Source organism: Allohahella marinimesophila, from assembly GCF_039538005.1.
Classification (GTDB): Bacteria; Pseudomonadota; Gammaproteobacteria; order Pseudomonadales; family Oleiphilaceae; genus Allohahella; species Allohahella marinimesophila.
In genome coordinates, this window is record NZ_BAABBO010000002.1 from 93,362 (window position 1) to 114,178 (window position 20,817).

Below are 20,817 nucleotides of genomic sequence, written 5' to 3' on the forward strand. Positions count from 1 at the left end.
TGGTCATGACAGCTGCAACGTGGACAGACATGGATGGAATATACCAGGAACAACAGCAAGCCTGTTTCAGTTCAGGCGGAATACTACTCTCTCGAAGAACTGGCTCGATGCGGCGAGCATCTCGCAGCCACGGCATCGATTCAACTACCCGCTTATTCGGCATTCAATCTCACCCGCCGGCAGGATGAAAACAAGCGCATCATCACTGATGTTTACCTCGCCATTTTCAAGGCGGCCGAAGCCAAGGAACTGTTCCCGCCGGCGGGCGAATGGCTGCTGGATAACTTCTACCTCATAGAAGAGAACATCCGTCAGGTGAGACGGGATCTGCCACAACGTTTTTACCGGGAACTCCCGGAAATGGATATTGTGGAGGCAGGCAAGGCGCCACGAGCCATGGCTTTTGCCTGGCTATATAACGCCCACTCCCACTGCGAAGTAACGCTTCGACGGCTTACCCACATGGTGCAGGCCTTCCAGCATGTCGATGCCTTCAGGATCGGCGAGCTCTGGGCCATTCCATCAGTGCTTCGTTTCGTACTGATCGAAGATCTGAGAAGACTTGCAACAGGCCTCGAACTTGCCAGGCAAATGCGGCTACAGGCTAACGAGGCGGCCGACAAACTGGTGTCGGCCGAGACCGCTGAGTCACGGCAGATCCTGCACGAAAGCCTGGCGACTGCTGCCGAAAACGACGCCTTCGCCAGCCAGCTGCTCTACCGCCTGAGAGAATCTTCCGCAGGCGCAGAAGAGACACTGATCTGGCTGGAACAATGTCTTGAGGCGAGGGGCAGTGACGCCGAAGAAGTGCTGGTTTCCGAGCAGCACCGCCTGTCTGCCGAAAACGTCAGGATCGGCAATATCATTCGCAGCCTGCGCACGATCAACGATATCGACTGGACCAAATGGTTTACCCAGGTCAGTCGTATCGATGCCTACCTCACCCAGCACTCCAATTTTGGAGCGCTCGATTTCAACTCACAGAACCAGTACCGCTCGGCGATCGAGTGGTTGGCCAGACAATCCTCATTGAGTGAAACAGCGGTCACCGAGCGTGCCGTCACGCTGTCTCAGGGCAGCCAGGCCGATGTGGGTGAGTATTTCATCGGCAAGCTCCGTCAGAGTCTCGAGCAGGACATCGACTGCACAGTGCCGCTGTTCCTGAGGCTGCGCAGAGCCTATCGGGCGCTGGGCTGGTGGTCGATTGCGGCCCCCATCGTCATCTTCACCATCCTCGTCATCGTCGGCGCCTTCAATATGCTGACGGCGGCGGGCACCGGCACCTGGGCAGCGGTCGTGCTCTGCCTTCTGTTTGCTCTGCCGGCGAGCGAAGCGGCTACCGGACTTTTCAACACTATCGTGACCTTGATCAAGCCGCCCTCACGTCTGGTCGGGTTCGAATTTCTCGATGGTCCTCCGGCCTCTGCCAGAACCCTGGTGGTCGTGCCCTGTCTGATCACATCAAGAGACGTGATCGACGACCTCATCAGAGGGCTCGAGGTTCACTATCTGGCCAATCCGCAGGGAGAGATCTACTTCGCGCTGGCGAGTGACTGGCGCGATTCAGCCGAAGAAAAAAGCAATGCTGATGTCGAACTGCTCGATTATGCCCAGGACCAGATGGCCGAGCTGCGGGCACGTTATACCGCAGACGGCCGGAACCGATTCTTCCTTCTGCATCGGAAACGCCTGTTCAATGCTTCCGAAGGCTGCTGGATGGGCTGGGAGCGCAAGCGAGGTAAACTCATCGAGCTCAATCGCCTGCTCAGAGGAGATCCGGACACCACCTATCTGCCACCGGCACAAGCTCTGCCTGAAGCCATTCAGTACGTCATGGTGCTCGATGCGGACACTCGGCTCACACGGGACGCTATAAACAAGCTGGTGGGCAAAATGGCCCATCCACTGTGTACGCCCGTTATCGATGAAGCGACAGGCAGGATGACCAGCGGTTACGCAATTCTGCAACCGCGGGTGACGCCCTCGCTGACCGCAGGCAAGGAGTCATCGGTTTTCCAGCGCATTTTTTCCAAGAACAGAGGCCTGGACCCCTACGTCTTTACAGTGTCCGATGTGTACCAGGATCTGACCGGCGAAGGCAGCTTTACAGGTAAGGGCCTGTATAACGTCGACGCTTTCGACACTTTGCTCAGCGATCGGGTAAAGGAAAATTCGATTCTCAGCCACGATCTGCTTGAAGGCAGTATAGCCCGCAGCGCACTGGTGTCTGATGTCGCACTCATCGAAGATTTTCCGGTGGAGTATGAGGTCGAGGCGGGCAGACAGCATCGCTGGACCCGCGGAGACTGGCAGCTGCTTCCATTCATTTTCAGCAAGCGCCTACCCATATCTAAGATCGGTCGCTGGAAGATGCTCGACAACCTGCGCCGCTCACTGATACCAGGGGCATGGATTCTGGCTTCCGTGCTGGGGTGGGGGCTGCTGCCCCTGGGGCTGGCGACGCTCTGGCAGATCGTGCTCGTCATCAGCCTCTTCGTTTCTCCTACCCTGGGGCTGATCAAGGGTGTTTTTCCAGGCAAGATCGAGACTGTGCCGAGGGCTCACTTCTATTATCTCGGCAGTGAGCTCGTCTCCACCACCGGACAGGTCCTGCTGCGGATCATATTTACTGCACACACTGCCACGATGATGGCGGATGCCATCCTTCGGTCGCTGTATCGCGTGTTCGTCAGCAGGCGTAAGTTGCTGGAATGGCGCACCGCTGCACAGGCTCAGGCTGAAGCGCATCGAAGCCTGCTCGATTACTATCGCGGCATGTGGGGGGCAGTCGTCCTGGCCGGCCTTGCAGCGGCAATTACTTTTCAGCTGCACCCGGAAGCCCTACCCCTGGCGCTGATCTTCTGCGCGCTGTGGGTGCTCTCACCGGTGGTGGCCTGGATGGTGAGCCAACCCCTTGAAACCTCGGACAAGCTCCAGATCACTGTGTCTGAGCGAGCTGAGCTTCGCAAGATCGCGCGACGCACCTGGGCCTATTTCGAAACCTTCGTGACCGGCGAGCATAATTTCCTGCCTCCGGACAACTTCCAGGAAATCCCCAAGCCGGTCGTCGCCGGACGCACCTCGCCGACGAACATCGGGGTATATCTGCTATCAGTCATCTCCGCGCGTGATTTCGGCTGGATCAGCATGGAAGACATGATCGCCAGACTGGAAAAGACCCTGGCCACCCTGACGAAGATGGAGAAACACAGGGGCCATCTCTACAACTGGTACGACACACGCACCCTGACGCCGCTTTTGCCCAGGTATGTATCCAGCGTCGACAGCGGCAACCTCGCTGGTCATCTCATTGCCCTGTCGTCAGCCTGCAGGGAGTGGGCTGAAGCGCCATCCGCCTATCTTCAGGCTGGTTTCGACGGTATTGCAGATGTCTCCGCGATCGTCGACGAAGAACTGGCCGCCGTGCCGGATGATCGCCGCACGATTCGCCCACTGCGTCGTCTGCTCGAAGACAGCATCAAGAGCTTCAGAACGACGACCACCAGGATTGCAACGCAGCCGGAATCGACGTCGATTCGGGTTGGCCAGCTGCACCGCATGTCACGGGATGTCGAGAAGCTTGCCAAGGAGTTGAACCATGAGATTCAGTCCAAGGCGACCAGATCGGTAGCGAAATGGGCCGCCATATTGACGAGAACCTGTGAGGCTGGGGTGGCCGACACAGGCTTCGATCAGGCTTCGGTGGAAGAACTTCGCGAGGATCTCATAACACTTCGCGACAGGGCCAGGCTGATTGCCTTTTCAATGGATTTTGCCTTCCTCATGCGACAGGATCGCCGTCTGCTGGCTATCGGTTATCGGCCGGATGAGGATGCCCTCGATGATGCCTGCTACGATCTGCTGGCCTCGGAGGCCCGCCTGACGAGCCTGTTCGCGATAGCGAAGGGCGATGTGCCAACCGAGCACTGGTTCCGCCTTGGGCGCCCAATAGTGCCTATCGGTTCGCTCGGCGCGCTGGTCTCCTGGTCGGGGTCAATGTTCGAGTATCTCATGCCGCCACTGGTCATGCAGGAGCAGCAGGGCGGCATTCTCAATCAGACAAACGGGCTCATCGTCAAACGTCAGATTGAATACGGACGTCGGCTGCGCATTCCCTGGGGCATCTCCGAAGCCGCCTTCAATGCACGCGATCGCGAGATGACCTATCAGTATTCAAACTTCGGCGTGCCATCACTAGGGATGAAGCGGGGTCTGTCGAAAGATATCGTGATCGCCCCCTACGCCTCACTGCTGGCCAGTCAGTTTCAGCCGCGCGCAGCCCTTGAGAATCTCAGGCGTTTACGAACATACGGGGCGCTGGGAGACTATGGGTTCTATGACGCCGTCGACTTTACACCAAGCCGACTGCCGGAGAACACCAAATCGGTTGTGGTACGGAACTACATGGCGCATCACCACGGCATGTCGATACTGGCCATTTCGAACGTCGTGTTCGAAGGTCGCTTGCGGGAGCGCTTTCACAGTGATCAGGTGATCGAGGCCGCCGAACTCCTGTTGCAGGAACGCGCACCGAAAGAGGTGCCGATTCTGACGGCGAAGCTGCAGGTGAGCGAACCGGCGACAGGCCGCTCGGAGATGCCTGCCGAAGGCTATCGTGTGATCGATGATCCTGAGATGAATGACAGGGCGCTGGCTCTGCTCTCGAACGGCCATTACGCAGTGATGTTGTCCGCCACCGGCAGCGGTTATGCCAACTGGAACGGTCAGTCGGCCACCCGCTGGCGACCTGATCCCGTGGAAGACGACTGGGGAACGTTCCTGTTCATCAAGGACCTGGCCTCTGACGAGTGGTGGTCGGCCACCGCGAAGCCTAAATCGCTGCCGGGCGAAGAGACGCGCACGATATTTTCTGATAGCAAGGCAGAGTTTCACAAGACCGTGAATGACATCTATTCCCGTGTCGACGTCATCGTGGGCTCCGAGAATGATGCGGAAGGCCGGCGTATCACACTGGTCAATCTTGGCGACAGCGACCGAAGCCTAGAAATCACATCATACGCCGAGCCGGTGCTCAGCCATACGGAATCGGACAGCGCTCATCCAGCCTTTTCGAAGATGTTCCTGCAGACTGAAATCTCTGAGGACGGCGTCGTGATCTACGTCTCCCGCAACAAGCGCAGACCTGACGAACCGGATATGGCCTTCGCCCATATGGTGGTGGGGGAATCGCCCTCAACCCGCAAGACCGAAGCTGAAACCGACAGACGACGCTTTATCGGGCGAGGCCGACGGCTTGCTGAAGCCGATGCCTTCGAACCTGGCGCAAAGTTGAGCGGCAGCGCAGGTTTCACGCTGGACCCTATCGTCTCACTTCGGCGGGTCGTTCGCATCGCGGCTGGCAAACAGACCAGCCTGGTGTTCTGGAGTATCGCTGCGCCTGACCGGGCCACCATCGAAGCGGCTGTTGCCCGCTATCGACATTTCGAAAGCTTCCAGCGTGAAGCCATGCATGCATGGACTCGCTCGCAGATCCAGCTCAGGTACATCGGCATAACGAATACTGAAGCGGCGGTATTTCAGCGACTTGCCCGTTATCTCGTCTATCCGGACAGGGGCCAGATCTGGAGCAATCAGAGCTTCGACATTCAGCCCCAGTCCGAATTGTGGCCGATGAGCATATCTGGTGACTTCCCGATTTTCATATTGCGGGTGGACGCGGAAACCGAGATCGCCAGTGTACGCAAGGCACTTCGCGCGCAGGAATATTTCCGTTCACACGGTCTCATCGTTGACTTGGTCATCCTCAATGAACAGGTCAGTTCCTATGCGCAGAGTCTGCAGAATCATATCGATGCCATCTGTGAAAACGTCCGGCTTCGAGGAGGACAGGATGGACCCCGAGGCCATATTTTTGCTTTACGTAGAGATCTCGTTTCGGAGCAGGCTTACGCAGCGCTGGTGAGTACGGCCAGAGTCATCCTGCATTCACGAAATGGTCGCTTTACATCGCAGATCGACCGAGCCGAAGCGCTGGCAGAAGACAAGCTGTCCAGATCCGAGTATCGACGCCTGAACCTGCCCACATTGCGGCAGCAGGGCCAGGGCGACGCATCGGAGGCCGAAGTGGCTGAAAAAGCAGACACAGCAGCGCAGGCGTCACTGCAGTTCTGGAACGGCTATGGTGGCTTCAGCGAGGACGGCCGCGAATATGTGATCTCGCCTGACCACAACAAGCCGACGCCTCAACCCTGGATCAACGTCGTGTCGAATTCGATCTTCGGCTTTCACGTTTCTGCTGAGGGCGGTGGCTTTACCTGGAGCGTCAACTCGAGGGACTATCAGTTGACCCCGTGGTCCAACGATCCGGTCATCGATCGACCCGGCGAAGCGATATATGTCGTCGATCGCGAAAACCTCACGGTGTATTCGCCCTTCCCTGCTTTTGGCAAGGCTGGCAAGTCCACAACGAGGCACGGCCTTGGATACAGTATTTTCAGCTGTGATGTCGACGGCCTCCACATCGAGCTGTTGCAGACTACTGATGCTGTCGATGCGGTGAAGATCTCGCGGCTACGCATCCGTAATAGTGGCTCAATCACCCGCTCACTGCAGGTGTACGGGTATGTGGAATGGGTACTCGGCAGTAACCGCTCGAAAACCGCGGCTTTCGTCAGGTCGGCTTATGACCCAGAGCAGCAGGTTTTGCTTGCAGAAAATCCCTATAGCGTCGAGTTCCCGGGCCGGACGGCATTTTTCAGTTGTAATGCCACGGTGGAGTCGGTAACGGCCAGCCGGCAGGAATTCATTGGCAGTGGCACGGTCTGGCAGCCGGACACCGTCCAGCTAGCCAGGACACTGAGCAACGACGTCGAAACGCTCGGCGACCCCTGCGCAGCTATGTCCGTGGATGTCGAACTCGAGCCGGAAGTCGACATAGAGCTCGTCTTCCTGCTGGGAGACTGCGACGAAGCTGAATTGATCAGCGATCTCATTGAGCGCTATCGCGCCGTCAATATCGATGACCATCTCGATGAGACTGCTGAGCAGTGGGAGGGCTTTCTCGGAAGCGTGCAGATCGACACGCCGGATCCGGCCATGAACCTGATGGTGAATACCTGGTTACCCTACCAGAGCCTGGCATGCCGCCTCAGGGCACGTTCGGCCTTCTACCAGGCGAGTGGTGCCTTCGGCTTCCGCGATCAGTTGCAGGATACGCTGGCCTTCCTCATCCACGACCCTGCCCTTGCGCGAAGACAGATTCTTAACGCTGCGAGCCGGCAGTTTCCGGAAGGTGATGTTCAGCACTGGTGGCTACCACGAACTGGCGCAGGTGTACGCACGATGATATCGGACGACGTGGTCTGGCTGGCATATGCCGTGAGCCATTACATCGATGTTACCGCTGATGCCGCCATACTCGACGAGCCACTGCCATTTCTGAAGGGCGCGCAGCTCAAACCAGGCCAGCATGACGCCTTCTACACGCCTGAAACTTCAGAGACGACAGCCAGCCTTTATGAGCACTGCGCTCGAGCGCTGGACCTGGCCATCAAACGCACCGGGGCTCACGGTCTGCCGCTCATACTGGGTGGCGACTGGAACGATGGCATGAACCGGGTCGGCGAAGAAGGCCGTGGTGAAAGTGTGTGGTTGGGATGGTTCCTGAATCATGCCCTGCAGGTGTTCACGCCCTGGGCGGAAGCTCAGCAGGATGACGAGCGTGTGCAGAACTGGCAGCAGCATCGCAATGCATTGCAGGCGGCGCTCGAAGACGCTGGTTGGGATGGCCGATATTATCGTCGTGGCTACTATGACGATGGTACGCCCCTCGGTTCTGCCGACAGCGAGTTCTGCAGAATCGACAGCATTGCTCAGTCCTGGAGCGTACTGTCTGGTAGTGGTGAGCCTGAGCGCATCAATATGGCCATGGATGCAGTGGTCGAGGAACTGGTCGATCGTGACAGCGGCCTGGTCAGGCTGTTCAAGCCGGCTTTCGAAAACCGCACGGGCACAGATGCCAGACAGCCTGGGTATATCCAGAGCTATCCGCCGGGGGTCCGCGAAAATGGAGGTCAATACACCCATGCCGCGACCTGGGTGATCTACGCGCTCGCAGAGCTTGGCCGAGGCGATGACGCTTACGCCTGCTTCAGTATGCTGAACCCCGTCAATCATGCGCTTGCGGCTGGCGAAGCCGACATCTACCGCGTTGAGCCTTATGTCGTGGCTGCTGACGTCTATCATGGTGGTGAGAAGAATGGCCGCGGTGGGTGGACCTGGTACACCGGCTCCGGTAGCTGGCTGTATCGGGCTGCCGTGGAGGGCATACTGGGTATTCGCAAGCGCGGCGATGAATTCTTCATCAAGCCCGCTTTGCCCTCGGGCTGGCCTGGATACACGGCAAGAATTATAAATAATGGCCTAGTCCATAATATCGCCGTCACACGAAGCGGAGATAATGGCGAAATTGTCGTTAAACAGGCGTCAGAACCGGTAAATCGATGATTTTCTTACGCAAGCTATACAAGTAGTTAATATCTTTGTATAAATTATCTTACCTACAATAAGCGTCGGTCAGTTTGCTTTCGGCCGTTAAACGCAGGCTTTTTCAGATAGCGGGGGGGGGGGGGTATTATTCCGATTCGCCAAGCTGCTTTTCAAGTCCACATTGTCTAAGTGGGGAGCCTGACTGAATGCGAACGCCCAACAAGCCTGAAAATGAACTTCAGCGACTCGCAGCGTTGCGGGCTTCCGGTCTGCTTGATTCACCGGCAGAGGAGCGCTTTGATCGCCTGACGAGGCTTGCCAAACAGCTTTTCGGGGTTCAGAACGTTCTCATCTCGCTGGTAGATACCAATCGCGCCTGGTCCAAGTCCAGACAGGGCCTCGATGTGTGCGAAACCAGTCGTGACATTGCCTTTTGTGGGCATGCCATCCTGTCGGACGATATTTTCGAAGTCGTCGATACGCTCGAGGATGAGCGATTCCTTGATAATCCCCTGGTCCTTGGTCCGCCATTCATTCGCTTTTATGCAGCGGCACCGATCACTTCGACTTCGGGCTTCAAGCTCGGAACATTCTGTCTATTCGATGCCAGTCCACGCCGGCTGACTGTCGAAGAGCGTTGGACCCTGCGTGACTTTGCAAACAGTGTCGAGGATGAGATAGCCATACCGGCCAGTGATGAAACGAAGCGGATACGTCGCGCGCCGGTAGATCGTCGTGCGGGCCTGACGGCACGATGGCGACAAGCCGATGCTCAAAGCGAAAACGCCAGGGTGCAGACCATCCTTGACCAGATCGTTGACGGTATCCTCGTCGTCGACCCGGACGGCAACATCGAATCGTTGAACAGAAGCGCGGTTGAAATGTTTGGCTTCAAGCGTCATGAGCTGTTGGGCAGACACCTCAGCATGCTCATGCCGGAAGTTCCTTTTCATCCCCTCCCAGCCCCAGGACCATCAATCGCGGATAATTCGGGCGACAGCGCCTGGATCAGCAAGATTATCGGGTTTCGTCAGGAGACACTGGCATTGAAAAAGGACGAGGGCACGATGAATGTCGAATTCGTGTTCTCTGATTTCCGCCGTGGTCATCGGCGTCAATTCCTGTGCATGATTCGTGATGTCACCGCGCGCAAGGAGCTGGAGCAACAGATCAATTCGCTGGCCTTTTACGATGCCTTGACCAATATACCCAATCGCCGCCTGTTGCGGGATCGTCTCGCACATGCCATGCAGGCGAGCAAACGGCTCGAAAGCTATGGCGCATTGCTGTTCATTGATCTGGATCGGTTCAAGCAGCTCAACGATTCGGCGGGTCACTACGTTGGTGATATGCTGTTGCAGGAGGCGGCTACCCGCATTCGACATTGTGTTCGCGACAGCGACACGATCTCCCGTTGGGGTGGAGACGAGTTCGTGATCATTCTTGAAAACCTGGAGTCGAATCAGCGTTCAGCCGCTGCACTGACGAAACAGCTGGCGGAAAAGATCAGGCGGCAGCTGAACCTGCCATACAAGTTAGGCGATCAGGGTTCTATCCGCCATCAGTCAAGCGCGAGTGTCGGCGTCACGCTGTTCTTCGATGAAGACTGTTCAATAGATCAACTGCTGAAGCAGGCGGACATGTCCATGTACCAGGCCAAGGCGCTGGGCGGCAACACCACCGTATTTTTCGATCCCGCGATGGATGCCGCAGTGAAAGCGCGTGCAGACATGGAGGGGCAGTTGCGCCTGGCACTGCGTGATCACGATTTCATGCTGCATTATCAGGTGCAGGTCGATGCCAACAACGTGCCTGATGGCGCTGAGGCACTCATCCGCTGGCGGCACCCAACAAATGGCCTGATGTTGCCGGCAGACTTTCTGCCAATTGCAGAGGAATGCCAGCTCGTCGTGCCAATCGGTCGCTGGGTGCTGAAGACCGCATGCGAGCAACTCGCCAAGTGGAGCGAGAGCCCTCATCTCTCTCATTTCACCATGACAGTCAATATTTCGGCTCTACAGTTTCAGCAGCCAGATTTTGTTGATACTGTCTTTGACATTCTTGACGAGACAGGCGCCAGGCCCGACCGGCTGAAACTCGAACTGTCCGAGACGATGCTGCTGGCCAGGTGTGAGACTTCTCTCACGAAAATGCGCTCGCTCGAGGCCAGGGGCGTGATGTTCTCGCTGGATCATTTTGGCAAGGGTCAGTCTTCACTGGAATCCCTGAAGACCCTGCCGATCGAACAGCTCAAGATCGATCGAAGCTTTGTATGGGAGATGCGTGACAAGAGCAGCGATGTCACCATTCCCCGAACAATTATCGCACTTGGAAATAACATGGGTATCAGAGTCATAGCCGAGGGCGTCGAAAACGACTTTCACAGGGGACAGCTGCGAAGCATGGGCTGCAGTGGTTACCAGGGGTATCTTTACGGAAGGCCCCTCCCTGCAGGCGAATTCGAAAGCTCTTTGATCACAGAAGGCGAGCCGGCTCAGTGAGAAGGCCTTGTTTACCAGTCATCTGCAGTTTCGCGGCATTGCTGTCTGCCTGTGAGTCAACGCCGGACAGTCCATCAGCCGTCACCAGCAGTCCCGGATTCAGCCAGCAGTCACGCCAGGTCAATGTCCTCTTCGAAAGCTATTCGCAGGGCCTGCAACCCGGTTGTGCGGTAGCGGTGGTCGATGAAGGCAAGGTGGTTCACAAGGCCGCTTATGGTTATGCCAGCCTTGACCATGAGATTCCGCTCAGTACCGATTCGATGTTCCGTGTCGCATCGCTCTCGAAGCAGTTTACGGCGGCTGCACTCGCATTGGCAGCGAACGACGGACTAGTCGATCTTGATGCCCCGATAGGGCGCTACCTGCCCAATCTGCAGGCCCGCACACGGCAGATTCCACTGCGCTTCTTCATGACTCACACAGCAGGTTTCGCTGGCTTTGAAGAAAGCCTGCAACCCCATGTCAAAGGGCTCAACGGCAAACCCGTCACATTCGGCACGGGCGACTATCTTGCGCCGGACGAACTCTTCGAGTTGAGCAGGCAGACCGCACCGCTGTCCGATCCCGGTGAAAAATTCACCTATAGCAACATGAGCTATTACTGGCTGGGGCGAGTGATCGAGCGCGTCACCGATGAGTCGCTGAGACAGTATATTTCGCGGAAACTACTGGTGCCGGCCGGCATGCGTCGCAGCTTCATCAGCGACAATGCAGACGAGGTGATTCCCGACCGGGCCACGGCCTATACCCCCTTGTCCGGGAGCCTTGGCAGCTATCAATTTGAAGTCAGCGAAACCAACCTCGACTGGGTCGGCGCGAATGCCCTGGTCACTTCGATCAATGAATTCCTGCTTTGGGATGAGCAGTTCCGCACGCCGACGCTGGGACGCACACCTGAAGCCTTTCGAGCACAGCTGGTGTCACGGCAGGGCGATCTCGACAAGGATGATCCTGACAGTGCTGGCTACGCCTTCGGGCTCTACGTCAAGGATAGGGACAGCTATGGCCGAAGTGTCTATCACAGAGGGTCCTGGGCGGCCTATCGCTCCATCTACAAGCGCTATCTGGACCGTGATTTTGCCTATTTCATTTTCTGCAACCGATCCGATGTCGACCGGGAGCAGATCAGTCAGGCTATCGAGGATATCTACCTGAAGACCCGCTCCTGATCGCCATCGCTCATTCGGCAGGCCAGTAACTGAGACTCAAGATCATCGAGCCCGGTTGTATCAGCCTCACAGATCAGCTCCATGCGGCTGTCCATCGCCTCGTCGAGTGCAAACCGTGAGAGGCCATCTCCGGCGAAATTGTAGGCGAATATACCTTCTTCGGTGATGAACACCCCTTTGAAGCGAACATGATCGAGCCCTGACAGCAGCACCAGCAGCGCATCCTGATCGAACACGGTCTCCGGCCCGAATATCCAGCCGAGGCTTCTGTAGCCATCGCGGGCGTTATCGTAGCGGACATAGTCTGTGCCTGCCGGTACAGGCTGACTCGATCCAATGACCTCAGGTGAGGTATGTTGGTGTGACCCGGATGTGCTGCCCCCCTGCCCGCTTTCCCGATGCGGTCGGTCCAGCCAGGCAAGCTCCAGTTGGCCCTGACTGATCATATGGACCGTGCCAGCCCCTTCGACTTTTTCGTCGAGATAGTGTTGCAACGCGGTCACGTCATCAAGGCCGGCGAGATCCGCCTTGCTGGCGACCACCATGTCGGCGACCTCGATCTGCTGGTTGAACGTGGCGTTGCCCGTGTAGCGGGCGTCATGAATGGTTCTGGCGTCTACCAGGGTGATGACGGCGCGAAGTGACAGCACATCACGGTAATGTGGGCCGGTGATCACCTCGAGAATCTCGGCCGGATGACCCAGGCCGGTAGGCTCGATCAACAGGCGATCCGGACGTGCTTTCTGAATCAGCTGATTCAGCGCAACCTGCATTGGCAAGCCATTTGTGCAGCACATACAGCCACCCGGCACTTCGCGGATGAAGATTTCGTCCGTGGAGCCGCTGCCGGTAGCCGATTGAAACAGCCCACCATCGATGCCGACCTGCCCAAACTCATTGACGAGCACCGCCCAACGTTCCCCTTCAGGACGATGCTTCAGCAGATGAAGAATCGCAGTGGTCTTCCCCACGCCGAGAAAGCCGGTCACGACATTGGTCGGAATAGCACGAAGACCGGTCACGTGCTCTCAACCGCCTGCTGGCAATCACTGCAACGCCCATGCAGCTCCATCTGCTGACTTGTGAGCATGAATCCTGAGTTGGAGACGCTGTCCTGCAAGGACTCTATGATGTCCTTGCGCACACCGATCTCCCGAACGGTCTCGCACTGGTCACAAATCAGAAACTGCGGTATTTCATGGTTATGATCGCAGCTGATATGGGCACAGGCGACATACTTGTTGACCGAGGCCAGCTTGTGCACCAGATTTTCGTGGGCAAGCACTTCGAGCATCCGGTACACCGACATCACGGGGATGGAATCCTGAAACTCGGCCCTGTATTCATCGACGATGTCATAGGCTGACAGCGCAGTATCTGACGCGAGGAGCGTCTTGAGCACATTCTTGCGTTTCTCTGTCAGACGAATGCCCGCCTTGCTGCAGGAGGCTTCGGCCGAGTCGATGGCTTTGGCAATACTCAGCCCTATTATCTTACCGTGTTCCGCATGCTTCATGTTTTTACCACCAGTCCCTGATTGAGAGACGCTCTGTAGGCGCTCAGGCCCGGGATCAACGCCAGTACAGCCGTGGCTGCGAACATGATACCGATGATGATCAGTACCCTCGCCGACATGAAATCCAGATCGATGAACAGACCATAGCGCTCGCTGAACAGATCCTGTGCCGATATCAGGGTCAGCCATAGGGCGGCTATCGCGCCGGCGATTCCCGCAGCGGTCAGCATCAAGGCCTCTAACTCGATCAACAGGAAGACGAATGAGGGATGAGCGCCGACAGCACGAATGACTGCCAGCTCCCGCTGTCGCTCCCGCATGGATGCCAGCAGCATCGTACTCATGCCGAGCAGTGAAGCCACCAGCACCAGCCCTGAGATGACCATGAGAATGTTTTCGAGTGCCCCCATCATCTGCCAGAGTTCCGATAGCGCCACACCTGGCAGGATCGCCAGCAGGGGCTCCTGACGGTACTCGTTGACCTCGCGCTGAAAACGGAAGGTCGCGATCTTGGACTTCAGGCCCACCATGAACGCAGTAATGGCCTCGGGGGTCAGATCACGCTCGACCACCTGCTCTGCCGAAATACCCGGCCCCGGCATTTTCACACCGTTCTGCCAGTCGATATGTATGGCCTCGATCCCGTCGAGACTCACATGCACGGTCTGGTCGACTGGCGTACCAGTGGGCTGAAGGATACCAATGACCTCGAAGGGTTTATCAGTGTGATTGCTGAAGCTGACCTTGCCGGTGCCATGAGACAGGACGATGGGGTCCCCCACTTCATAGCTGAGCTTGTTCGCCACCTCTGCACCGAGCACGGCGCCGAATACGCCCATCTCGGAACTGCCCTCCGCCAGTTCGAGCGCTTGCTGCCGCCCGAAGCGGAAGTGCTCGTAATAATCCTGCGATGTGCCCAGCACCCGATAACCCCTGTGCGAATCACCGAGGGACAGTGGTATCGTCCAGGCGACGTCGGATCTTGCAGCCAGATCCTGATACGACTGCCAGGAAATATTGTTGGTGGCATTGCCGATGCGGAATACCGAATACAGCAGCAGATTGAGCTGTCCCGTCCGTGCACCGACGATCAGATCCGTACCTGATACCGTACGGCTGAAGCTGGACTTGGCCTCCTGGCGAATGTGCTCTACACCGAAGATGACGAAGCCACTGACCATGATGGACAGCACCGTGAGGATGGCGGTCGCTTTCCGGTTCAGCAGGCTCCTGAGTGCGACTTTAAGCAGCATGAACATGGGCCTTCTGATTCAGTGTCTGAAGATCGACTGATGTGGAGAAGTGAGAGGCGAGCGAGCGGTCATGGCTGACGAAAATCAGCGCGCGCTTGCCATCGCCTACGCACTCCAGCAGCAGGTCGATGAACTGGTCACGCGCATCGCTGTCGAGGGCAGAGGTGGGCTCATCTGCGATTACCAGCTCAGGATCGTTGATGAGCGCCCGCACGATGGCCACACGCTGTTGCTGGCCGACACTGAGCGCGTCGGCACGTTGATGCAGCAGACTCTTGTCAAGCGACAGTCTCGCGAGCAGGGCTTCAGCCCTTGCCTGGACATCGGCCGAACTACGCCGCCCCTCTGGCGTCTTGCGACTGCCGAAATGAGCGGCCAACAGAATGTTGTCGAGCACGCTCAGGTAGGGCACAAGATTGAATTGCTGAAAGACGACCCCGATATGCCGCGCACGAAACTCATCGCGCTTTCGTGCTGACAAGGCGCTGAAGGGGCTGCCCAGCAGCTCGACCGTTCCGCTCAGCGGCTTGAGGATACCCGCGAGGATATTCAATAGCGTCGACTTGCCGGAGCCAGACGGCCCGTACAGGAAGACGTGCTCCCCCTCTTCAACGTGCCATGCAGGTATACTGAGCACACTCTGCGCTTCCGAGCCGGTATACGAAAAAGTAAGGTTGGAGATATCGATAGCCAAGCCTGTAGCCCTCGCCTAGAATGTTGCAATATATCATAAGCTGTTAATCGCATGGATTCATACATGATGAACGTAAAAAAATACAGTCTGCCTACGCTGCTTTTCCTGCTCGTACTCGGCCTGGTCCAGGTCAGCCCCGGTTTGATGGGCGAAGCCGTCGCCAAGGATGAATCCGAATTCAGGATGATCGAGTGGATAGATCTCATTCCTGAAGATGACCTCGAAGCGCTGATGAACCCGCCTGAATGGATTATGAATATCCCAGACGGTTCCGAGGCCGACAACATGGACCTGCTGGATCAACCGCAGTCCAGCGCGATTGGCGAAGACGATACGAAGGACAAGGCCAAGCAGACTGAGGAAGAGAAGAAGGCAGAGCGCTATCAGGCTGCGCTCAAATCATCCAAGTTCAAGGCAGAGTTTGATGGCGCAAAGGTGAAGGTGCCTGGTTTTATCGTGCCCATCGAATCGAAGGATGATCAGACGGTGACGACCTTCTTCCTGGTCCCCTACTTTGGCGCCTGCATCCACACGCCACCACCACCGCCAAACCAGATCATCTACGCCACGTTTCCGAAGGGCTTCAAACTGGAGTCGCTCTACGACGCGTTCTGGCTTGAGGGCACCATGGAAACTTCGCTGGTGACCAATGACATCGCAACGTCGACCTACACGATCAAGGTCGAGAACATCATTCCCTACACTGAAGAGCCGATCGAAGAACCGGCTGAGTAATTGAGCGTGACCTGAAGGTCTTCACGACCTTTCAGGTCACTGCCAGCTTTTCTATCTCAGGGAAATTTCGGTCGACCCAGCCTTCAGGGTCTGGCTGCCCTGGCGACCATCGATGACCCACTGAACCTGAACCTCCTCAAAGTTGGGGAAGGTCTCGAACACCTGTACTGTCAGCGATTTGAGCTGCTCTGGCTTGGCACACTTGAGTGTGTAGGTCGCCTCGATATCGGAATGAGTGTCCTTGTGCTCACCCTCATGATGATCGTCATGCTTTTCATCATGGTCATCATGGTGAGACTTGTCTTTCTTCTCGGCAGCCTTATGGTCGCTGTCGAGCAGACCATGCTGCTTTTCCTGATCCGCGTCGTCGAACTGAGGCATCCTGACGTCGGCAGAACTGATCAGGCAATCTCCACCTTCCAGGCTGATCACACCATCAGGATGCTGCAGCCGCTTCCACATATCGGCAGCCACTGCCTTTTGCTCCGGCGTGTTGGCCGAATGCTCGAATCCTAGAATGTTCATCGCAGGCGAATCGAGCTCGACAATCAATTGCTGCTCCTCGAGCGCAATCGTCATATTGGCCGCGCCATGTTCATGGGCCCCATGCTCACGATGTTCATCGTCATGGTGCTTCGACTCAGCGGTCGCGGGCGTAGCCAGGAACAGGCTGCCGGATGCCATGGCGACTGCAACAGCCAGCCTCATTTGCTTCTGTTTGAACATATCTGTCTCCTGAATAAGCAAAAACGCTAGAGCACACCAATGTTATAAAGCATCATAACACTAGTTTGAGTAATCTGCGCCACCAGACGCCTTCACCGTATCGGCCCTCTGAAGATAAAAAAGGCGCCGGCACAAATGAGTGAAAAACCTATCAGATGATTGACCGTAAACTTTTCACCCAGATAGAACAGGGAGAAAACGGCAAACACGGCCAGAGTGATGACCTCCTGAATGGTTTTCAGCTCGGCAGCGGTATAGAAGCCATAACCGATCCGGTTGGCGGGTACCGCCAGACAATATTCGAAGAATGCGATGCCCCAGCTGGCAAGCACCACGATCCAGAGGGCCTTGTGACCGAATTTCAGATGACCGTACCAGGCGAAGGTCATGAAGACGTTGGAGAGTATCAGCAGAACGATTGGCGCTATGGCTGAGTAGGTCATGGTGGCTCTGTGGTGGGGTGAAGAACTGAATATTCCATCTTTGCACCGGGAGAGGCAACCAGTGCCGCCAGGTTCAATCGAAACAGCATGTATTGCGCTTACGAAATGTTATGTTGTAACATAGTTAAATCGCACTCTCGGACCAGCACACCATGACCGCCCCCAACCCCGCCCTGTTGCCCGTAACTGTCCTGTCCGGATATCTTGGCGCCGGCAAAACGACAGTTCTCAAACACATCCTGAATAACCGCCATGGGCTGCGGGTCGCCGTCATCGTCAATGACATGAGTGAAATCAATATCGATGCCCAGCAAGTGGCGAATGGGATCAGCCTGAGTCGGGCAGATGAGACACTGGTGGAAATGAGCAACGGCTGTATCTGCTGCACACTGCGCGAGGATCTCCTGCTCGAGGTGCGCAAGCTCGCTGAAGAAAACCGCTTTGACTACCTGCTCATCGAGTCCAGTGGCGTTTCAGAGCCGCTGCCAGTGGCCGAAACCTTCACGTTCGCTGACGAGTCAGGCGCCACCCTTTCCGATGTCGCGCGCCTGGATACGATGGTCACCGTGGTCGATGCCGTGAACTTTCTGCATGACTTCGAGGCCGCCGAGTCGCTTGAGGATGCTGGTGAAGGTATCGACGAAGACGATGAGCGCAGTGTCACGGACCTGTTGACTGACCAGGTCGAGTTCAGTGACGTCATTCTCATCAGCAAGACGGACCTGGTAATGACGACGCAGCTCGATCATCTACTGGGAGTTCTGCAAACCCTGAATCCCTCGGCATTCATCGTGCCCATTGCCGACGGACAGGTCGACCCGAAGGCGGTCCTTGGCACCGGCCGCTTCTCCTTCGAACGCGCTGAGCAGGCGGCTGGGTGGCTACAGGAGTTGCGCGGTGAACACATCCCCGAGACTGAGGCTTACGGCATCAACAGCTTCGTCTACCGGGCGGACCGGCCCTTTCACCCGGAGCGCTTCCATGCCTTCCTGCATCAGCCGTGGCCCAGCGGAAAACTGATTCGCTCCAAAGGCTTTTTCTGGCTGGCGAGCCGACCAGAGTATGCGGGCCAGTGGAGCCAGGCCGGTGGTATTGCACGTTATGGCTATGTCGCGCTCCTGGACGACGCCATCAACGTCGCTTCACGACAGCAAATGGTCTTTATAGGCCAGGGTCTTGATGAAACAGCGATGTGCAGCTGGCTGGATGCCTGTCTGCTGAACGACACCGAACTATTGACCGGCGAAGCGGCCTGGCGGCAACTACCCGATCCTTTCGCAGCCTGGGAAGATTGAAATCATGAATGCAAAAGCCTATTTAGCGCCGGACCATCAGATGGAGACTCGTCTCGATGCGGGCCGTTGCGTGAGCAGCACCAATTCTGCTCATGGTCTGACTGAAATCTATGAGCCGACAGTCAACATGGCTATCTGGCGCAGAGCGCTCCCGGACCCGCTGCGACAGTATGTCGCCTGGCTGAGCAAACAGCAGCAACAGGCAAAGCTCTATCCCATCCAGAGAGTGATGTCACTCGATGCGATCGAGGATACTTTAAACCTCTGGTTGCCGGACCATTCAGAAAGCTCTGCCCTCATCACCGATGTCTGTCTGCTGGTTGACATGTTCGGCTGCCTCTTCGACATGGACGCGGTCGGCCTGCGTCTCACAACGCTCACGACAGCCATGTGCCCTCGCTTTCATACCGACCATGTGGCCTGCCGCCTGCTCACCACCTACGGCGGCCCCGGCACCGAATGGCTGCCCGAAGCATGTCTCGACCGACAGCGTCTCGGGATGGGCAGCGGCGGCCGGCCAGATACCCAATCCGGCCTCTATAACGACACAAACGCTATCCAGCAGCTAACCGAAGGTCATGTGGCACTGTTGAAGGGTGCAGCGTGGCCGGGCAACGAACAACACGGCGCAGTACACCGATCACCTGCGCTGGCTGCTGGCGAGTTCCGACTACTACTCAGTCTCGACTTCGCCTGATTCGTAGACATTCGCGCAGTACTCATGGAGAGAAACATATCAGACAAGATTCCCGTTACCGTGCTTGCCAGCTTCCTCGGTAGTGGAAAGACCACGTGGAACATTTTAAGCTCGATGACGTGACCACCCTTTTCATTGGCAGCAATCTTGATGGCGACACGACAGAGGCTGCGTCGCGTCTGGCAGCGTTTGCGAAGCAGGCCACGCAGTCATGTCAGCCATCAGGTACTTCAGAAGTCGCTAGCGACACAGGACTGATGCCTGGAGTAATCTGAATTTGATATACTGGTAGCTTACTCATCAGTCATAGCAGGTCTCTCAATGGCACACGATCACAAACGCGGCGTCATTCGCCACAGCGCTGAAGCAGCGCTGGTCACTTCACCGCTATTCAGGCAACGGGTAGTCAAGGCAAAGGTTGGCAAGGCCAGCTATAAGCGTAACAACAAGCATAGAAACAAGGGCCTGGAGTCTGGCCAAAAGCAAGCTGCCTGAGCTTGTTTCTGACCAGACTTCAGTCGCCTTGGCAGCAGCCCCCGCCACCACCTTTTGCGAAGTCCCTTGAAATTGCCATCTGCGATCCCCACTTAGTCGTATTAACCTCGAAGTTCAAAACGGAGACAGTCGTGCCCTGCCGGCAAAGGCCTCAGGGGCGAACTGTTGATTCATAAAAACATAGGAACAAGGTGACTCATCATGGCTTTTCAACTTCCCGAACTCCCCTACGAAAAGAACGCGCTCGAACCACATATCTCTGCCGAGACCCTCGAATACCATCACGACAAGCATCACAAGGCCTATGTCGATAAGCTCAACAGTCTGGTCGAAGGTACTGACAAGGCAGACAAGAGTCTCGAGGAGATCATCAAGTCGTCTTCAGGTGGTCTGTTCAATCAGGCTGCGCAGGTCTGGAACCATACCTTCTACTGGCACTGCCTGAGCCCCAATGGCGGCGGCGCACCTACTGGTGCCATTGCTGAAGCCATCAACAAGGCCTTTGGCTCTTTCGACAAGTTCAAGGAAGAGTTCACTGCCAGCGCCATCGGCAATTTTGCTTCAGGCTGGACCTGGCTGGTGAAGAAGTCGGATGGCAGCGTGGCCATCGTCAACACTGACGATGCCGAAACGCCCGTTACCGACAGTTCAGTCACACCGCTGCTGACCTGCGATGTCTGGGAGCACGCGTACTACATCGACTATCGCAATGCGCGACCGAAGTACCTCGAAGCTTACTGGAATCTGGTCAACTGGGAATTCGTCAACAGCAACTTCGCTGGCTGATCCTTTCTTTCCCCAGACCAAAAAAACGCACCGATGGGTGTAATGCCAGTCAGTTAAGC

15 protein-coding genes are annotated in these 20,817 nt (G+C 56.6%); 9 read left to right on the forward strand and 6 right to left on the reverse strand.

Annotated elements, in window-relative coordinates; genetic code table 11:
• Positions 1–33: 33 nt before the first annotated feature.
• The 3 genes from ABD735_RS05150 to ABD735_RS05160 all read left to right on the forward strand — a co-directional run bounded on the left by ABD735_RS05150 (position 34) and on the right by ABD735_RS05160 (position 12,118).
• The gene (locus ABD735_RS05150; RefSeq protein WP_344804002.1) at positions 34–8,466 is read left to right on the forward strand and encodes a glycoside hydrolase family 94 protein; all 8,433 of its coding nucleotides are present in this window, start codon (positions 34–36) and stop codon (positions 8,464–8,466) included.
• A 188-nt stretch (positions 8,467–8,654) separates the two neighbouring features.
• Entirely contained in the window at positions 8,655–10,949 is a 2,295-nt protein-coding gene (locus ABD735_RS05155) for a putative bifunctional diguanylate cyclase/phosphodiesterase (RefSeq protein WP_344804003.1), read from the forward strand.
• The gene (locus ABD735_RS05160) at positions 10,946–12,118 is read left to right on the forward strand and encodes a serine hydrolase domain-containing protein (RefSeq protein ID WP_344804005.1); all 1,173 of its coding nucleotides are present in this window, start codon (positions 10,946–10,948) and stop codon (positions 12,116–12,118) included. The genes ABD735_RS05155 and ABD735_RS05160 overlap by 4 nt, the downstream gene beginning before the upstream one ends.
• Here the strand turns inward: ABD735_RS05160 and ABD735_RS05165 are convergent.
• Genes ABD735_RS05165 through ABD735_RS05180 form a run of 4 tightly spaced genes read right to left on the reverse strand, consistent with a single transcriptional unit; the run spans position 12,097 to position 15,581 of the window.
• Positions 12,097–13,140, reverse strand: a complete 1,044-nt coding sequence (locus tag ABD735_RS05165) for a CobW family GTP-binding protein (protein WP_344804007.1) — start codon at positions 13,138–13,140, stop codon at positions 12,097–12,099. The genes ABD735_RS05160 and ABD735_RS05165 overlap by 22 nt on opposite strands.
• The gene (locus tag ABD735_RS05170) at positions 13,137–13,634 is read right to left on the reverse strand and encodes a Fur family transcriptional regulator (RefSeq protein WP_344804009.1); all 498 of its coding nucleotides are present in this window, start codon (positions 13,632–13,634) and stop codon (positions 13,137–13,139) included. Before ABD735_RS05170 ends, ABD735_RS05165 begins: the two co-directional genes overlap by 4 nt.
• Positions 13,631–14,887: an ABC transporter permease gene (locus ABD735_RS05175; RefSeq protein WP_344804011.1), complete on the reverse strand. Its 1,257-nt coding sequence runs from the start codon at positions 14,885–14,887 to the stop codon at positions 13,631–13,633. Before ABD735_RS05175 ends, ABD735_RS05170 begins: the two co-directional genes overlap by 4 nt.
• A complete protein-coding gene (locus tag ABD735_RS05180; RefSeq protein ID WP_344804013.1) occupies positions 14,877–15,581 on the reverse strand; it encodes an ABC transporter ATP-binding protein in 705 nt (234 codons plus the stop codon). Before ABD735_RS05180 ends, ABD735_RS05175 begins: the two co-directional genes overlap by 11 nt.
• 63 nt (positions 15,582–15,644) lie before the next feature.
• Here ABD735_RS05180 and ABD735_RS05185 point away from each other — a divergent pair, with 63 nt between their 5' ends.
• Complete coding sequence (locus tag ABD735_RS05185) at positions 15,645–16,316, forward strand: DUF3299 domain-containing protein (protein ID WP_344804015.1); 672 nt, start codon at positions 15,645–15,647, stop codon at positions 16,314–16,316.
• Positions 16,317–16,367: 51 nt separating this feature from the next.
• On the opposite strand, the gene ABD735_RS05190 is transcribed toward ABD735_RS05185, so the two are convergent.
• Positions 16,368–17,042, reverse strand: a complete 675-nt coding sequence (locus ABD735_RS05190) for a DUF2796 domain-containing protein (protein WP_344804017.1) — start codon at positions 17,040–17,042, stop codon at positions 16,368–16,370.
• 92 nt (positions 17,043–17,134) lie between these two features.
• Complete coding sequence (locus tag ABD735_RS05195; protein ID WP_344804019.1) at positions 17,135–17,485, reverse strand: DMT family protein; 351 nt, start codon at positions 17,483–17,485, stop codon at positions 17,135–17,137.
• Between the two features lie 152 nt (positions 17,486–17,637).
• Between ABD735_RS05195 and ABD735_RS05200 the strand changes: the two genes are divergently transcribed.
• From ABD735_RS05200 to ABD735_RS05220, 5 genes are all read left to right on the forward strand, one after another.
• On the forward strand, positions 17,638–18,780 hold the full coding sequence (locus ABD735_RS05200; protein ID WP_344804021.1) for a GTP-binding protein: 1,143 nt from the start codon (positions 17,638–17,640) through the stop codon (positions 18,778–18,780).
• 4 nt (positions 18,781–18,784) lie between these two features.
• Entirely contained in the window at positions 18,785–19,477 is a 693-nt protein-coding gene (locus ABD735_RS05205) for a DUF1826 domain-containing protein (RefSeq protein WP_344804023.1), read from the forward strand.
• 95 nt (positions 19,478–19,572) lie between these two features.
• Positions 19,573–19,752 (forward strand): hypothetical protein, encoded by a 180-nt coding sequence (locus tag ABD735_RS05210; protein ID WP_344804025.1) that lies wholly within the window; start codon positions 19,573–19,575, stop codon positions 19,750–19,752.
• A gap of 46 nt (positions 19,753–19,798) precedes the next feature.
• A complete protein-coding gene (arfA, locus tag ABD735_RS05215) occupies positions 19,799–19,972 on the forward strand; it encodes an alternative ribosome rescue factor ArfA (RefSeq protein ID WP_344804027.1) in 174 nt (57 codons plus the stop codon).
• Between the two features lie 201 nt (positions 19,973–20,173).
• Complete coding sequence (locus ABD735_RS05220; RefSeq protein WP_344804029.1) at positions 20,174–20,758, forward strand: superoxide dismutase; 585 nt, start codon at positions 20,174–20,176, stop codon at positions 20,756–20,758.
• Positions 20,759–20,817 lie beyond the last annotated feature (59 nt).

Bases quoted from the DNA above. Each gene is read 5' to 3' on its own strand.
- ABD735_RS05150 (WP_344804002.1), top strand. From the start codon at position 34: ATGGAATATACCAGGAACAACAGCAAGCCTGTTTCAGTTCAGGCGGAA.
- ABD735_RS05155 (WP_344804003.1), top strand. From the start codon at position 8,655: ATGCGAACGCCCAACAAGCCTGAAAATGAACTTCAGCGACTCGCAGCG.
- ABD735_RS05170 (WP_344804009.1), bottom strand. From the start codon at position 13,634: ATGAAGCATGCGGAACACGGTAAGATAATAGGGCTGAGTATTGCCAAA.
- ABD735_RS05175 (WP_344804011.1), bottom strand. From the start codon at position 14,887: ATGCTGCTTAAAGTCGCACTCAGGAGCCTGCTGAACCGGAAAGCGACC.
- ABD735_RS05185 (WP_344804015.1), top strand. From the start codon at position 15,645: ATGATGAACGTAAAAAAATACAGTCTGCCTACGCTGCTTTTCCTGCTC.
- ABD735_RS05190 (WP_344804017.1), bottom strand. From the start codon at position 17,042: ATGTTCAAACAGAAGCAAATGAGGCTGGCTGTTGCAGTCGCCATGGCA.
- ABD735_RS05195 (WP_344804019.1), bottom strand. From the start codon at position 17,485: ATGACCTACTCAGCCATAGCGCCAATCGTTCTGCTGATACTCTCCAAC.
- ABD735_RS05200 (WP_344804021.1), top strand. From the start codon at position 17,638: ATGACCGCCCCCAACCCCGCCCTGTTGCCCGTAACTGTCCTGTCCGGA.
- ABD735_RS05205 (WP_344804023.1), top strand. From the start codon at position 18,785: ATGAATGCAAAAGCCTATTTAGCGCCGGACCATCAGATGGAGACTCGT.
- arfA (WP_344804027.1), top strand. From the start codon at position 19,799: ATGGCACACGATCACAAACGCGGCGTCATTCGCCACAGCGCTGAAGCA.
- ABD735_RS05220 (WP_344804029.1), top strand. From the start codon at position 20,174: ATGGCTTTTCAACTTCCCGAACTCCCCTACGAAAAGAACGCGCTCGAA.